The following is a 16,308-nucleotide window of genomic DNA, read 5'->3' as shown; positions in this document are numbered from 1 at the left end:
CGAATCCGCTTTTGACAGCCTGAATAGCCATGCAGCCCTTTTTTGCAAAAGGGGGATCAAGTCATGGAAAAATGTGAAATATCAACGGGTCTTTCTTAATTTGAAGCAGCTCACAGGCGTCATGAGTGAGTGCTGTAGAATTGCGCGCGGTCAAGACGGTGCATGATTGGTGCTATGAAGGATTGCGGTCGGAATAGTCATGCAATATAGTTGCCGCCTTTTTCACGGGGTACGGATTTTTCGCCCCTCCCATGTCGCGCGCAGCATGAATACGGATGCTCTGCAGCCGCCTAATCAAACAGGATTGAGATGGACAAGAAACTAGGGCTCGGCGCCCTCATCTCGCTGGTGATCGGCTCCATGGTCGGCGCCGGGGTCTTCAGTCTGCCACAAAATATTGCTGCACACGCCAGCGCCGGGGCCGTCGCCCTGGGGTGGGCCATCACGGGGATCGGCATGATCTGCCTGGCCCTGGTCTATCAGAACCTCTCCATGCGCCGCCCGGATCTCGATGGCGGTATCTTCAGTTACGCCAAGGCCGGTTTCGGTGACTTCGTTGGCTTCAATGCGGCCTGGGGCTACTGGCTCTGCCAGCTGCTGGCCAACGTCTCCTACGCCATCGTGGTGTTCAGTGCCCTGAGCTACTTCTTCGATACCCCGGACAACGTCATCTTCGGCGACGGTAACACCCCGGTGGCCATCACATTGGCGTCCCTGCTCATCTGGTCGGTACACGCCCTGGTGCTGCGCGGGATCCAGGTCGCGGCCCTGGTGAATATTGTCACCACCATCGCCAAGATGGTGCCGCTCATCGTGTTCTGCGTCGCCATCCTGCTGGCCTTCAACATGCAGACCTTCACCCTGGACTTCTGGGGACAGGGCAACGGTGAGCTGGGCTCAGTGATGGATCAGGTCAAGTCCACCATGAAGGTGACGCTCTGGGTCTTCATCGGTATCGAGGGGGCCGTGGTGGTCTCCGCCCGTGCCCGTCATCGCAAGGATGTGGGCCGCGCCACCGTGCTGGCGCTGCTCGGCGCCCTGGCGCTCTACGTCATGGTGACCCTGTTCTCCCTTGGCGTCATGAACCAGCCGCAGCTGGCTGCCCTCAAGAACCCGTCCACCGCCATGATCCTCGAAGCCGTGGTCGGTCCCTGGGGCGCCTGGCTCATCAACATCGGCCTGGTGATCTCCGTGATGGGGGCCCTGCTCAGCTGGACTGTGCTGGCGGCCGAGGTGCCCTACATCGCCGGCAAGACCGGGGTCTTCCCGGCCTGGTTTGCCAAGGAGAACAAGAACGGCTCCCCCCAGGTGTCGCTCTGGTGCTCCACCTGCCTGGTGCAGGTCTTCCTCATCATCATCTACTTCCAGAACAGCACCTACCTGGCGCTGGTCAATATCGCCACCTCGGCGGCCCTGGTGCCTTACGTCTTCTCCGGCGCCTATGGCCTCAAGCTGGCGCTGCAAGGACAGACCTACGAGAACCAGCCCCATCAGCGCAAGCGTGACTTGCTGTTGGCGCTGGTGGCCACCGTCTACGGCTGCTGGCTGGTCTATGCCGCCGGGGTGGAATACCTGCTGCTGGTGGCGCTGCTCTACAGCCCAGGCATCTTCATCTACTGGAAGGCGCGCCAGCACCATGGCCTGCGTCGCCTCAACCGGCTGGAGCAGGGGATGACGGCGGCCCTGCTCGGTTGCGCCGTGCTGGCCTTCTACAAGGTGATGGACGGTACCATTCCCTTGCATTAATCGGCACAATGAAGAGATGGCCTGGGGCCATCTCTTTTTTTATGCGCGCAATAAGATAAAAACGCTGCCGCACCGATCGGGAAGGAATTTTTATGCTGTTTTTGGGGTATCTGCTGTTGGGGGCCTTCGCGGGCATACTGGCCGGGCTGTTCGGGATCGGGGGCGGCCTCATCATAGTGCCGGTACTGGTGCTGAGCTTCCATGCCCAGGGGGTGCCGCCCGAGATCGTCACGCACCTGGCACTGGGTACCTCCTTGCCCACCATGATCTTCACCGGGATAAGCTCATTGCGGGCGCACCGTGAAGCCGGCGCCGTGGACTGGACCCTGATCCGCAGGCTGGGGGCGGGCATGCTCATTGGCGCCTGGCTCGGCGGCATGACCGCGAATCTGCTGAGCGCCAGCACCCTCAACATCATCATCGGCTGCTTCGCCTGGACCATGGCGGTGCAGATGGGACTGAACCTCAGGCCCAAGGCGGAGCGTCACCTGCCGGGCCCCGTCGGCACCGGCATCGCGGGGACCGTCATCGGCTGGTTGTCGGCGCTGTTTGGCATAGGGGGCGGCTCCATGACGGTGCCTTATCTGACCTGGAACAGCGTACCGATGCGCAACGCCGTGGCGGCGTCCGCCGCCTGCAGCATCCCCATCGCGCTGGCGGGCAGCCTGAGTTACCTCTACGCCGGCTGGGGTCATGCCGACTTGCCCGAGTGGAGCTTGGGGTTTGTCTACCTGCCGGCCCTGCTCGGCATCATTCTTACCAGCACCCAGTTTGCCCGCATCGGCGCTCGGCTGGCCCATCGTCTCTCTCCCCAGCGGCTCAAGCAGGCCTTCGCCCTGTTGATGCTGGTGGTGGGCGCAAAATTCATGCTATTTAGCTGATTTATTGGAAAATTGCCGAAAAATCAGGCGAACGATTCGGCTCCAGGCAGAAAGCCGTTGCATTGACCGGCCAGTTTGCCTATTCTCCTCGCCGGTGGTCCTATTGGTCCTCTCGCATTGATAACCCGTCGACCTGGTCAGGACCGGAAGGTAGCAGCCAAGGTGGGGGACTCGAGTGCCGGGATGTGGCTGGTAGGGCCACCACTTTTGTTTGTGATTCAGTAACTTACCTCTCTTTGGCCTCTTGGTAATCCACCTGATGTGGATAGCAGGAGTGCACTATGAACCTCTGGCTTTCCCCTCTTGATGTTTGATACTACCGCAAGGTAGCGATTCTCCCGTGTGGTAGACGCAAGGATATTAAGAAATCTCTATGCACCCACGACAAGCAGCTGGCCTACGAAAAGGTGGCGCTGCTACGCGCCTGTTCCCGCTCCCGTGGGGCTGCACCTGCATCTCAACATTCCCTCGTACCAGCTACACCCCCAGCCCCGAAGAAGAAGGCTGACCCCCTCTCGATAACGAGCGACCGCTACCAGAAGGAAAAGGCCCTGTCTTGGGCGCCTACTGAGCAGCGCAACCAGAAGAGCTACATTGCCTACTTCATCAAGGAGGCAGGTGATAAGCCCGCAGCCGATTACAGCAAGGGAAGGTGCGAACAAGCGGGTCATTTCTTCCCAAGCTGGCTCGCCGATTAAAATTTCGCGTGTTTAGACCGATTTTTTCTCCCGTAAACACCTCGAACCAGCCTATTTAGACCGTTTCTTCGCCGTTTCAGGCGTTATTCCCAGTTTTTAGTGAGATCTCTCCCACTGACGTATCATCTGGTCCACTCGAGATAGGTTGGCTAAGGTGAATAACATCGCCAGTTGGTTATCGTTTTTCAGCAACCCCTTGTATCTGGCTTTCACAAAACCGAACTGCCGCTTGATGATGCGAAACGGATGTTCCACCTTAGCCCGGATGCTGGCTTTCATGTATTCGATGTTGATGGCCGTTTTGTTCTTGCGCGGATGTTGCTCCAAGGTTTTTACCTTGCCGGGACGCTCGGCGATCAGCCAGTCCACATCCACCTCGGCCAGCTCCTCACGCTGTGGCGCTCCTCGGTAGCCAGCATCGGCTGAGACAAATTCTTCCTCTCCATGCAGCAGATTACCCAGCTGATTGAGATCATGCTCGTTGGCTGCGGTGGTGACCAGGCTGTGGGTCAGGCCACTCTTGGCATCGACACCAATGTGGGCCTTTATGCCAAAGTGCCACTGATTACCTTTCTTTGTCTGATGCATTTCCGGATCGCGTTGCTGTTCTTTGTTCTTTGTTCTTTGTTCTTTGTTCTTTGTTCTTGATCGAGCTGGGAGCCTCAATGATGGTAGCATCCACCAAGGTGCCTTGGGTCATCATGACGCCTGCTTCGGCCAGCCAGCGATTGATGGTCTTGAACAATTGGCGAGCCAGTTGATGCTGCTCCAGCAGGTGGCGGAAATTCATGATGGTGGTGCGGTCCGGCAAGGTGCTATCTAGGGATAACCGGGCAAACAGGCGCATGGAGGCAATCTCGTACAGGGCATCTTCCATGGCACCGTCGCTGAGGTTGTACCAATGCTGCATGCAGTGAATGCGCAGCATGGTCTCTAACGAATATGGCCGCCGGCCATTGCCGCCCTTGGGATAAAACAGCTCGATGACATTGGCCATGTTTTGCCACGGCAGCAATTGGTCCATGCGGGACAAGAAAATCTCTTTTCGGGTCTGACGGCGCTTACTGCTGAATTCACTGTCGGCGAAGGTGAGTTGGTGACTCATGATGAACCCTATTGCATGGCTCCATATGACAACATAATCTCATATCAGGAACTTGTTAGCACCTTCCCTAGCCACCCAGATTAGCTACCGCTTGGTGAAAGGGACATCCTTGGATGACGTGCAACGGCACTTTAATCAAGCAAACAAAGCTGACACTGAAACCAGAAATGATGATGCTCCGTCAAACCGCAATATTTCTGCTCAGCAACGAAGCCGTGGCACAGTCCAATCCACATGCTGGACATTCAAAAAGCGCAACCCTGATGAAAAATGGTTCGTAGTGGTAGTTCGGCAGGATCGAGAGTGGAATCATCCTGACGTTCTGGACGAGGAACCATACGCGCTCGTAGTGACTGTTGCTGATCGCGAGAATGAGAATGCACAGCTCTACACACAGATCCAGGCTCTGATTGCACAGCAAATAGTGGTTCGGGAACAGGCTGCACGCTTGCAGGCTCGGAAGTAACACTATGTGCTTTTAGCTCTATCTCGGCTTGTATAAAAAGAAACCGCCACTACTGGCGGTTTTTTACTTGTAGGTAGAATAAGAACTTACTTTCATTCACGAGTGAATCACTTCTAGAAGAAGAGCGACAGTTAGCAGTCTCGTATGCCTAGAGGTGGAGATAACAGCGCCTGTCACAGTCGTTCGAGTAGACCTTCGTTTCTATCCTGGAATTCAGCAATCGAGTGTCTGGCAAATCCGAGGCGATTCATTGCTGGGCAATGATAACGATGTCATTACTTTCTTTATATTTTTCAGCATAAAAAGCTATTCGTGTCAACGCCCTAACTAAGCACGGAATATGTGATAAAAATTGATCTGTAGCATTATTAACATTAAATGTAATGTAATAATTCTCGGCGCTATACGCGATAATATATAAATCTAACAATTTTCTAAATCATAAAGGGAATTAATAATGAAAGAACTTAATACGCTTGAAGTTGATATGGTGGCTGGGGGATGGCAAGCTCAGGGATCATCAGGCAATGATGCAAGAAACTCCCCAGCAGAAGGGAGTGGTAATCATGGCCGTGGGAACAGTGGTAACGGTGGAAATAGTAATAAGGGCTCTGGCCCTTGGATATCCGGAGATAGTTGTTTGTCCACGGTTGTTCGTGATGCCGGATATGGATTAATGGGGGGGGCTACTGGCTCAATTGGTCATCCAGCGAAAATGGTTAGTACCATACTTGCTGGCGGGGTCTTGGGCGCAATGGCCGGATATAGCGAATGCAATAATCATGGAGTTAGTTCCTCATCGGGAAGCAGTGGTAAAAATAATAGAAACAACGGCAACCATTAATTGATAATAGCAATAATTGCTTCCCCATCAATTAGGAAATAAAATGCTAAATAGGTTAAGTTTGCGGTATTGTATTAGGTCGCTTGTAAAGCCGTCGCTTGTGATGGTGTTTCTATATATTTGCAGTCTACCTGATGATTTATACTTCAACCCACCGATATGGTTTTATATCTCAATGTTCATTTTGATTCTGGCTTTAAATTTATATGATGATTTTAAGAAGTAATGTGAATTATTAAGTCTGATAGGTGCGATAATAAACTTTGTCGCACCTTTTTCTTCTTAAGTAAATTTGAAAGTAGCCATGTGAGTATGTTTAGAGAAGAAGCCGTTATTGCTTACAAGAATAAATTTGAGGGTAGGCCGATAATACTCCTGCCAATATCTATTAAAATTGCATCATATGCATCCATATTTATAGTGCTAATTACTCTATTTCTCCTTATATACTGTGATTATACTAGACGAATCCAGGTTAATGGCATTGCCATTCCTAAAGGTGATGTGATCAGAATACATAGTATAAGTGATGGTACTATAGATGATATCCGTGTTAATGAAGGGCAACATGTCAAAAAAGGGGATGTAATTCTAACTTTAATAAATGAAAAAAAATACGGAGACATAAACGTCAGAAAAGAAGCTATAAAGTTAATGGAAAGTAAGTATGCGTATACTCAAAGACAGGTCATGCTCCATGACAAAAAATATATGGAGAACTATAGTAAATTATCCAAAGAGGTATCTCATTTACGTTCAGAGATAAGCATCACAGATGAAGCATCCCGTCTTTATAAGTTACAATTCGATATAGCATCAGAAAATTTAAAAAAACACGAACGTTTATTAAAAATGAGGGTTATCTCTCATAACCAATATGAGTCTCTTCGTTCCACCTGGATTGATGCACAGATAAAGCTAAATGGTATACACCTTCAAAAGGCGAAGCTATTATCAGCATTGACTGAAGCTGAAGGAGATCTTTCCTCATTTCCAATTGAAATGGAAAATGAAAGGATTTCTCTAGAAAAAGATAGTGCACAACTTAAAATGAATATTATTGACGCGAACTCAGAACGTTCATTTCAGGTATTATCGCCTATCGATGGAATACTGGGATCTCTAAATTCATTCGAAGGAAAGAACATAAGTCGCACACAATTGCTTGCAGTTGTAATACCTGATAGCTCTGTAATGGAGGGGGCTCTTTATATACCAAGTAAAGCGATTGGATTTATAACAAAAGGGAGTGAAGTTAAAGTAAGAATGGATGCGTTTCCATATCAAAAGTTTGGACATATAGATGCTGTTGTCAACTCTGTGCCAACCACCGCTCTATTACCTCATGAAATACCTGAAGCCTTTAATAACAAAGAGATGCTATACAGCGTCAAAATAAAATTTCACAACGATTATATCACTGCATATGGGGAGAAAAAACCAATCAGGTCATCTATGACTTTTACAGCTGATGTAATGTTAGATAAACGAAAGTTGTTTGAGTGGATACTTGAGCCGCTTTATACAATAACAGGAAAACTATAATATATATGGATGTAAAATTCTTCTCTAAAAATAAATTGCCAATATTTTTCCAGTCAGAGCTGTCAGAGTGTGGTCTCGCATGTATAGCTATGATTGCAAGTTATCATGGCCATAAAATAAATACAGCATCAATCAGGAAACAGTTTAACTCATTCTCTATGGGAGCAAAGCTCCGCGATCTAATGGATTTGGCTTCCCAACTATATCTATTACCTAGAGCATTACGCGTGGATCTCCATGAACTAGGCCAGTTGAAGATGCCATGCATATTGCATTGGAATATGAACCATTATGTTGTGCTAGCTGATGTTAAAAAAAAACATATCATAGTGCATGATCCTGCGATAGGAAAAGTAAAGGTACCCTTTAGTAAGGTCAGTGAATCATTTACAGGGGTCGCTTTAGAGCTGACTAAAAAAGTTTCTTTTGAGGAAATATCAGTAGAAAATAAAATTTCGTTTAGAGATATCCTCGAAAAACTCCCAGATATTAAATCTCCGTTAATACAAATAATATTTCTTTCATTTTTTTTAGAAGCTATATCAATAATCCCTCCATTATATATGCAGTTCATTATTGATGGTGTGCTACTAAACTCAGATCGAGAGCTACTTCTAACTATAATAATATCATCATTAGCTATACTAGCGATTAATGTTATTATTCAATCCATCCGCTCATGGGCGGCATTGGTTCTTAGTGTAAAAATGAATCTATCGTGGATGAGAAATATATTTCACCATTTATTATCTTTGCCTATTTATTTTTTTGAAAAAAGGCAAATAGGCGATATATCATCTAGATTTAGTAGCTCGATATCGATACAACAAACACTAACGAATTACTTTATAGAGTCATTGCTAGATGGAATTATGGCACTTGGTACTCTAGTGTTAATGTTATTGTATAGTTATAAGCTAGCTATAATATCAATTTGCTCTTTAGTGGGGTACACTTTTTTTAGATTGGCTTGGTATTCCTATTTAAAGGAAATAACAGAAGAGCAGCTTGTTATTTCAGCGCAAGAAAATAGCTATTTTATAGAAACCTTAAGGGGAATTCAGTCGATAAAATCTTATAAGAAAACTCTAGAGAGAGAGTCTGCGTGGTTTAACATTCTAATAAATCAGACAAATATAGATGTTAGATTGGCTAGATTTTCAATTGCATACAAGTTTATAAATACAATGTTTTTTGGCATTGCACAGTCAATGACATTATGGGTTGGAGCATCGCTAGTTATTGATAGCTTATTGTCAATTGGTATGTACATGGCTTTTATGTCTTATAGTTCTCAATTCACAGGACGTATGAGTTCTTTAATTGACAACATTATATCACTTAAGATGATATCATTACACATTGATAGACTATCTGATATTGTATCAACAGAGCCAGAGAGAACTGGTATCTGTAAAGCCTTACCTTGTGACAAATCCAATATTTATATTGAATTCGTTAATGTATATTTTAGGTATTCCGATGACTCTGAATGGGTATTGAATAATGTTAGCTTCAATATTAATAGCGGAGAAGTCGTTGCCATTACTGGACCAAGTGGATGTGGTAAATCTACAGTTATAAAACTGCTTATGGGTTTTTATTACCCACAAGCTGGTGAGGTTCTAATACAAGGCGTATCAACAAAAGACATAGATAAAGATACTCTGAGAGATTTATTCTCATGTGTCATGCAGGATGATTTTATTTTTAGCGGCTCAATCATGGATAATATTGCATTCATGGACGATAGCCCAAATACTGTTCAGGTTGTGAAGGTAGCAAAGCAAGCTTGTATTGATACCAAGATAACATCGCTACCAATGGGTTATAATACTATTGTTGGTGACATCGGTTGTCCCCTTTCTGGTGGGCAAAAACAAAGAATAATTCTAGCAAGGGCATTATACAAAAATGCAAGTGTTTTTCTTTTTGATGAAGCGACAAGCAACTTAGATAAAGAAACTGAAAAGAATATAAGTGATGTTATTTGTAACTCAGGCGTCACTACGATTCTAGTGGCTCATAGAGATGAAACAATAAGATCAGCAGATAGGGTCATTGACTTATCGGCATAACTCAGATGACCCATGCGCTGAATATACGTTCTGTCTAAGCGTCTAAATCATAAGACAGCGGGGGTAGTTCAGGTCTCTAACGGAAAGGCGATCCGGACTATTTTGTTACGTGGTGAAAAATAATTAGATACTCTGCTGTTACCACCTGATAGTCTAGATTATCCACTGTTTGTCTGTTCACAGGGCGTCACAGTAAGCTATCAGGTGGTTTATAGTTTGGTGGTTTTTACACCGCACTCAAATAAGGTTGATCGTTGTATGCATTCCTCAATGTTTGTCCCAAGGGACGCTGGCGATGAATTTTTTCCTTAATATATTCAAACCACAAAACAGTATCTATTGTCCGTTCTGCGTCAACTGTTTGCTCTTTCTTTTTTCCATCCTGCATAGTATCACTGGCTTTATAAACTTTTGGATGAGGTATTCGATACAATACTAATTTAGAAAAAATAATTTTAGCAGCAAATCTGTCTTCACTCCTTTTCCAAACAGTTTTAGAACTTAGCCAACTATTTTGTATTGAAGTCAAAGACAAAATCTCATTGATCGTTTTATCCTCTACTATTGAGAATGATTTATCATGAAGAAGCATTGTACATTGACCCGGTTCGGTTGGTTTTAACTCCATTTCAAGAAAGTAGAAATAAATGCTGCCATTTCCTACAGAGATTTCGGTAACTATAACCTGACCGATCTTGTATTATTTTCAAATAATTCAATTTTATGCCAAGAACGGCATCTTCCTGGGCCACTTGGGAACAATGCGATGCATTCACCATCTTTTACGAACCCACTATTTAGACTTCTTGTTGGAATAGACCAATTAAACGATTTTGTTTTTTCTCTCAGTAAATTTAGCATATCAATGAACAATGAAAAGTCTCTGGGAACATCGGATTTTTATATGGCACAAATCTGTCCCGATTTTTCCTTCAGCATCTTTTGATGAAGACCCATCTTCCATAGTATGCCCCGTGACAGGGATGCTTGAAGGTGTCTGCTTACTATTTCCAAGTGATGATTCGTTTGATGTTACATGTATAATATTAACTGCATCGAGCTCAGGGAATCGATCTGCATGATGTTGTATTACTTGCCGTTTTAGGCGTTGATCAGCAGGGTAGTCGTCTAGCACAAAATAGTTGGAATTTTCATCATTTTTCAATGGAATGAATTGAGGTATGTGTGTGAGACCGGTTCTGTCACTTTTTCTGGGGGTAGCATAATTAGCCCCATCTATCACTATTTTTGAAAATCCAATAGGATGCGAGCATGAATGTACCTTCATTGAAAAAAATGCCCATACATCCGGTGTTGTGCTGGGCTTGCTAATTTTTATCTTTTTGTCTGAGACTTTTAATGTAGTCTGTTCATCAAATGGGAATAGCATCTTTATTAATAATGGTGCCCTTTGAGCTGCACTTAAAACATTATTGTTGCTATTGATAATGGAGAGTTTTTGATGCGCACTAAACAATTCGTTATTTATTATCCATTCTGGAAGACGCAACTATTCTCGCTAAAATAAAAACCTCATTTTTCGAAATGTTCTTTTTTACGTGCAATGTGACACAATCGCCAAGTATATGGCTCTTATCTAAGCAAATATATTTATATAATTATCCTTGTAATATATGAGAAAGAATTTTGGTTGTTATGCCTGCAGAAAAACGCAGTAGTTCAGATGCAGGAACTATTAACCTTTGGATTTCATTATTATCTATTACTGAGGCATGTACGTATGACGTTGGGGCTAGGGCTGAACGATTATCTCCGAGTATCTCCGAGCGCGAAGCCGCTTTCAGGAAGGATAGTATCAATCCATCCAGTTTCCTCGGGGTTAACACGATAGTTCAAGGGCGTTGCTTTCTGCTTTACCAGATTGATAGTGAGCACTTCTTCATCACCTTTAATTGGGACTCGTTTGTCGCGCCTCCAAACGGAGCCAGCAATAAAGAGGCAGATAGAAGCTGAGTGAATAGGCAATGCTAGGACGTTTCCATTTAAAGAATTGCTCGTATATGGGTCAGTTAGTCCTGTATCCGTTAAACCCGAAAAGTGTACGGCTGCTCGGGTTCCCAAGCGATGGTTGCTAGTGAGAGTACCAATTCCATCAACACGCCAGATCCCAACGCGCCTAGCCAAACTGCTGTAGATAACATCCATTGCCAGCCCACACCTATTAACGACCAGTGGTGGGATATTCTCATTTAAATCTGTTCATTCGCAAATATTTATAGAGCTTACAATACGCTACGAAAAAAAAGTGAACCTTAGGCATGGTGTTTCAAAACTGCTGAATACTTAGTGTGCAGGAATGAATGTCATGTTGACACTGTCGTAAATTTACAAAACTGCGGGGGAAGGCATGAGGAGCTATGCCACTTTATGTCAGCTTATGGGTAATTTTTATGTCAAATTATGGGTAGCAACTCTCCCATAAGTGACTGATTTGTCGTAGTCCGTTATGTCAACTTATGGGTAAGACGACATCAATCAGTTACCTTCTCTCATCCCCCTTTGATACTACAGGCCTCTTGGTCATCCACTTTGTGTGGATAGCTCGGGAGTCTTGAACCTGGATCCCGCGTTCTCTTCGCAAGCTATCTGGCACTGCCGCAAGTCGGCCATGCACCCCATTGGTATCACCTGTGGAGCACATCACTGTGACTGCAGAGAGCCAGCAATAAAGTCGATAAACAGCCGTACTTGCTGGGATTGCTCCTTATGAAAGGGGTAGACGGCAAACAGGGAGTGAGTATCGGGTTTCCACTCGGGGATCAGCGGGATCAGGGTTCCGGCCGCCAGCTCAGTTGCGACAATTTCCTCGGGGATCAGCACCACGCCGAGTCCGTGCAGCGCCGCCTGCTTCAGTGCGAGTCCATTGTTGACGGCATAACTGCTCGAGCGCAATGTCACCACGACGCCCTGTTCACCCTGGCTAAAGAACCACTTGCGGGGTGACGATGACAGGCTGTAGACCAGACAATGATGAGCCTGCAGATCCTCCGGATGGGTTAACTTGCCTGCCCCGGCGAGGTAGTCCGGTGAGGCGCAGAGTATCCGCCGGATCTGGCACAGGGGTCTGGATCTCAGGGTGGAGTCGTCCAGCGCGCTCCCCCCACGAATGACCACATCGATCCCCTGATCGACCATGTCCACATAGGTGTCGCTCAGGATCACCTCTATGCTGATGTCCGGGTAGCGGCGTTTGAACTCGCATATCAGGGGGTTGATCTTGATCAGCCCATAGGACATGGGGACGCTGACCCTGAGCCTGCCCCTGGGGGTGAAGGACGACGCCATGATGGATTGATCGGCGGCCGCAAGCTGATCCAGTACGTTGCAGATCTGACCGTAATACGCCATGCCGGATTCGGTCACACTCATCCGCCGCGTGGTGCGGTTGATCAAGGCGATACCGAGAAACTCTTCCAATTCATTGATGTTCTTGCTCACTGCCGCCTGAGAGAGGCAGAGATCGTCCGCAGCTGCCTTGAAGGTGCCCATCTCCACCACTCTGCGAAAGACGTTCAGTGCCGTGATCTTGTTCATGTCCCACACCATTAATTTACTGTTAGTAAATTATAATTTCGTTCCGCCCCATTTTATTCACCAGATTCCGTTTCGCAAGGTGAGCCATAGGGATTGTCTCTTGCGGAACCATGCCAGGAAGAAGGGATGGATCCTGGTTGGCGGCGATACCTTCATCCCAATCCCAAACCGGATAGATAGGTGCGCCTTGAGTCGTGAAAAACGTCTTTAGGGGAGGGGATAATGGGTGGGGCATCCCGGCACGATATCCTGAGGATGTCGCTTCAGGCGCTGGGCAGCGGCCTTGCCCATTCGCCCGGACTGATGACGGCGATACTCATGCTCACTGCTTGGTGGACGTGTCTCGCCGAACCGCCCATATGCGCTTGTGTATCGGCTGCGCTCAGTTTGAACAGGCACTCATCAGGCGGTCAGGCCTATACCTGACCGCCAGGGCACATGGAGAGGCTTATTTCACCTGGCCCAGCGCGACGGGCATGTCGCCGCTCTGGGTCCAAGGGTTGATGCCGAGCAGCTGATCATGGGGCACATCTGCCTGGTAGCGCATGGTGAACTCCTTCGGACCATGGGCGAAGGCAACCATGAGCCCCTGTCTGGCATCCATGAGCCCGGCATGCATGCCGAGCCCGTGATAGCTGACTCGAACGGCCTTGTCGGTCAGGCTCACCTTCTCAATCTCGAAGCGCGCTATGCTGCCGTCTTTGAGGGTAAAGCCCCAACGGAAGGGCCCGCCGCTGACGACTGTCATCACCTCGTCGATGTCGGTGCCATCCTCTGCGGAGTTGACGTGCATGCGACCGTATTTTTCCAGCACGGCGTGGCGGGTCTTGTCGTCCAGCGCCTTCATGTCATAGACCTTGGGATAGGGCCCGACACCTGTCTCTGTCGTCAGGACGCCGCCGCCTTTCACCGCGGGTTCACGGCCCGCCAGTCTGGCTTGCTCGAGGAGCTGTGACTGGCTCAGGTTGAACGTTTGGATCAGAAAACCATGTTCAGCCTGGGTCAGCGCGCGGGTTTGGGCGGCGTTCAGAACCGGCTGCGCCACAGCTGGGATATCCAGGGTGGTGACATGGACCCCGATGGGGTTCAGTACGGCATTGACGGCTTCCACGCCTTTTATCTCGGCCCGACCATCACTGAATTTCAGTGAGACGACATCCTTTGCCAACGCATTGGCGGATACCAGGGAGGCGATGGCCGCGGCCAGGAAAGCAACTTTAGTGATTGTCATAGCAGACTCCTCGTTAAGGTTCGATGAGCAGTCTAGTGCGGGCGTTAGTTCACTAAAATGGCTGCAAACGAATATCAAAATTCACTGTTAGTGAAGAATCCCATGGCAGAGACCTGGACTATGTCATGGGAGCGGCAGTGGATGGTTTCAGATCCAGCTCCTGTTCCTGTGAAGGCTCAAGCCGCGTGCCCTTATTGACTGGGTAGAGGGGGCATCACGCATGCAACCAAGGCCGACCGCCAGCGTGGGAGCAGGGGGATGAGCGGGCGCTGAAGAGTGAGCCAGAACCGGGCGTCCGGCTCCGTGGCCGGTGTCGACCGGTTGAAAGCAGTATGGCGGGGCAGTGAGAAGGCCCTGGGGAAGCGGCCAGGGCAGTGCACTTAATCTGTTAAAACGTCTATGTCCTGTTGGTTATGCTGCGGTATGGTGGCAGCAAAGTTATTGCGACCCCCTCCTTTGCCATAAGGATGTTCCCCTCCTCCCGATGGGGGAACCCCTCCTGCGGCGGGTGGTTCTCCGGGGATGACATCCGAGGAGGAGCAGGACGCGAGCAATAGCGGTGCGGCTATTAGCAGCGCAAGTTTCAACGTCTTCATGACTACTTCCTCTGTCCAGCTAATGGGCTGGACTTGCGGATAATCAGTTTAGTTCAGCTGATCGGGGCGCAAAGGGAGCAGACCGCTGGGGGTTGTAGCCATAGGAGACCGGCTGGCGGGAATCTGTCGAAAATTCAACAAAGAGTGATGTTTGATTAATTTTACAAAAAGATCGCCTGCCTGACGCGAGGGGGATCTCACCTGCTGGCGGCGGTCTATTCGCATCATTTGGTTGTCACTCATACATCTTGCCTTCATCTAGATAGATATATCTTCCCCCTTTATAGTTCAGCCATCGGACCTGCTGACAAGCACTGCGCTTTGCCCTGATAAGGGAACCCGCAGGTCGGATACCGAGCCCTGCGCTCTATTCTGGCAGGGGCCGTGGATTGGCACCGGGCCCGCCTGCTGGAGCCAGGGGGCTGACGAGGAAGGGAATGATGCACTCATCATCGGTTGATTCAAACAAGCCCCGGCGACGCCTGGGATGTCTGTTACTGCTAATAGGGGTCATGATGGCCGGTATCATTTCGTACGTACTCAAACCCGCACTACCCACCTATGGTGACTCGGCGCAGTATCGGGACGGGCGCTTTGGCAATGCCATGACCTGGCCCGCGCGGAGTTTCTGGGAAGGGGTGGGGCTTTGGCGGGATTTTCTGTTCAACAAGCCGGCGGATACAGTGCCCGATAGGGCCATTCCGGTAAAGGAGATGAGCCTGGCTGGTCTGCTGGCGGCCCCCGACAACAGCGTGTGGCGCCTGGGTCACTCCAGCCTGCTGCTCAAGCTCGCCGGAAAGTTCTGGCTGACGGATCCTGTGTTTGGCGAGCGCGCCTCGCCGGTCTCCTGGTTTGGCCCCAAGCGCTGGCACGCGCCTCCCATCGCGCTCGATGAGTTGCCCCCCATAGAGGCGGTGATCCTCTCCCATGATCATTACGATCACCTCGACCACGGCACAATGCTGGCCCTGCAAGAGAAAGTAGGGCAGTTTATCGCGCCGCTCGGGGTGGGGGCCCGGCTCATCGCCTGGGGCGTGCCGGCGCAGAAAGTGCATGAGATGGACTGGTGGCAACGATATCGGGTCGGCGCCATCGAGTTCATTGCCACCCCGGCCCAGCACTTCTCTGGCCGTGGCCTCGGGGATGGCAACCAGACCCTGTGGGCCTCCTGGGTGATCCGAAGCGATGAGGTCAATATTTTCTTTAGCGGCGACAGCGGCTACTTCGATGGTTTCAAGACCATAGGGGAGCGGTTCGGCCCCTTTGACGTGGCCTTCGTCGAGACCGGTGCCTACAACAAGCGCTGGGAGCATGTGCACATGCTGCCGGAGCAGACGGCGAGGGCGTTTCACGACCTTGGTGGTAAGTGGCTCTATCCCATCCACAACGGCACCTTCGATCTGGCGATGCACCGCTGGGATGATCCCCTCGAGCAGATAAGCCGCCTGGCCGCCGAGCAGCAGATCCCGCTGACCACGCCCCTTATGGGGCAGCCGCTGGCGCTGCTGGCACCCCACCAGGGCAGCCCCTGGTGGCGAGCGCAGCAGTAGCGTTCCGGCGGCT

Annotated in this window: 11 protein-coding genes, 1 other RNA gene and 1 pseudogene; 8 read left to right on the top strand and 5 right to left on the bottom strand. The window is 49.0% G+C overall.

The features are described from left to right. Window positions 1-309 precede the first annotated feature (309 nt). The 3 genes from arcD (at window position 310) to ffs (ending at window position 2,825) form a co-directional block, all read left to right on the top strand. The gene (gene arcD / locus CUC44_RS02600) at window positions 310-1,746 is read left to right on the top strand and encodes an arginine-ornithine antiporter (protein ID WP_100858438.1); all 1,437 of its coding nucleotides are present in this window, start codon (window positions 310-312) and stop codon (window positions 1,744-1,746) included. A gap of 92 nt (window positions 1,747-1,838) precedes the next feature. Beyond that, the gene (locus CUC44_RS02595; RefSeq protein WP_100858437.1) at window positions 1,839-2,627 is read left to right on the top strand and encodes a sulfite exporter TauE/SafE family protein; all 789 of its coding nucleotides are present in this window, start codon (window positions 1,839-1,841) and stop codon (window positions 2,625-2,627) included. Between the two features lie 101 nt (window positions 2,628-2,728). Further along, window positions 2,729-2,825: signal recognition particle sRNA small type (gene ffs / locus CUC44_RS02590), an RNA gene on the top strand. A 596-nt stretch (window positions 2,826-3,421) separates the two neighbouring features. Here ffs and CUC44_RS02585 read toward each other — a convergent pair. Next, window positions 3,422-4,430 (bottom strand): annotated as a pseudogene (locus CUC44_RS02585) (IS5 family transposase). Window positions 4,431-4,539: 109 nt separating this feature from the next. Between CUC44_RS02585 and CUC44_RS02580 the strand changes: the two are divergent. From CUC44_RS02580 to CUC44_RS02565, 4 genes are all read left to right on the top strand, one after another. After that, window positions 4,540-4,896, top strand: a complete 357-nt coding sequence (locus CUC44_RS02580) for a hypothetical protein (protein ID WP_208621014.1) — start codon at window positions 4,540-4,542, stop codon at window positions 4,894-4,896. A 457-nt stretch (window positions 4,897-5,353) separates the two neighbouring features. After that, window positions 5,354-5,740, top strand: a complete 387-nt coding sequence (locus CUC44_RS20915) for a hypothetical protein (protein ID WP_157812738.1) — start codon at window positions 5,354-5,356, stop codon at window positions 5,738-5,740. Window positions 5,741-6,052: 312 nt separating this feature from the next. Further along, window positions 6,053-7,285 (top strand): HlyD family secretion protein, encoded by a 1,233-nt coding sequence (locus CUC44_RS02570; protein WP_100858435.1) that lies wholly within the window; start codon window positions 6,053-6,055, stop codon window positions 7,283-7,285. A gap of 5 nt (window positions 7,286-7,290) precedes the next feature. Beyond that, the gene (locus CUC44_RS02565) at window positions 7,291-9,363 is read left to right on the top strand and encodes a peptidase domain-containing ABC transporter (protein WP_100858434.1); all 2,073 of its coding nucleotides are present in this window, start codon (window positions 7,291-7,293) and stop codon (window positions 9,361-9,363) included. A 226-nt stretch (window positions 9,364-9,589) separates the two neighbouring features. Here CUC44_RS02565 and CUC44_RS20910 read toward each other — a convergent pair whose 3' ends face one another. From CUC44_RS20910 to CUC44_RS02555, 4 genes are all read right to left on the bottom strand, one after another. Further along, window positions 9,590-9,955: a hypothetical protein gene (locus CUC44_RS20910; protein WP_157812737.1), complete on the bottom strand. Its 366-nt coding sequence runs from the start codon at window positions 9,953-9,955 to the stop codon at window positions 9,590-9,592. Between the two features lie 270 nt (window positions 9,956-10,225). After that, window positions 10,226-10,873 (bottom strand): hypothetical protein, encoded by a 648-nt coding sequence (locus CUC44_RS20905; protein ID WP_157812736.1) that lies wholly within the window; start codon window positions 10,871-10,873, stop codon window positions 10,226-10,228. A 1,151-nt stretch (window positions 10,874-12,024) separates the two neighbouring features. After that, entirely contained in the window at window positions 12,025-12,918 is an 894-nt protein-coding gene (locus CUC44_RS02560; protein ID WP_100858433.1) for a LysR family transcriptional regulator, read from the bottom strand. Between the two features lie 448 nt (window positions 12,919-13,366). Continuing rightward, window positions 13,367-14,149: a hypothetical protein gene (locus tag CUC44_RS02555; protein ID WP_100858432.1), complete on the bottom strand. Its 783-nt coding sequence runs from the start codon at window positions 14,147-14,149 to the stop codon at window positions 13,367-13,369. A 1,111-nt stretch (window positions 14,150-15,260) separates the two neighbouring features. On the opposite strand from CUC44_RS02555, the gene CUC44_RS02550 reads away from it, so the two are divergent. Further along, window positions 15,261-16,295, top strand: a complete 1,035-nt coding sequence (locus CUC44_RS02550; RefSeq protein ID WP_100858431.1) for an MBL fold metallo-hydrolase — start codon at window positions 15,261-15,263, stop codon at window positions 16,293-16,295. The last annotated feature ends 13 nt before the right edge of the window (window positions 16,296-16,308 follow it).

This window comes from Aeromonas lusitana (assembly GCF_002812985.1).
In the GTDB taxonomy this organism is placed as follows: Bacteria; Pseudomonadota; Gammaproteobacteria; order Enterobacterales; family Aeromonadaceae; genus Aeromonas; species Aeromonas lusitana.
The sequence above is the reverse complement of the archived record's forward strand: the minus strand, read 5'-3'. Positions and strand labels throughout refer to the sequence as shown.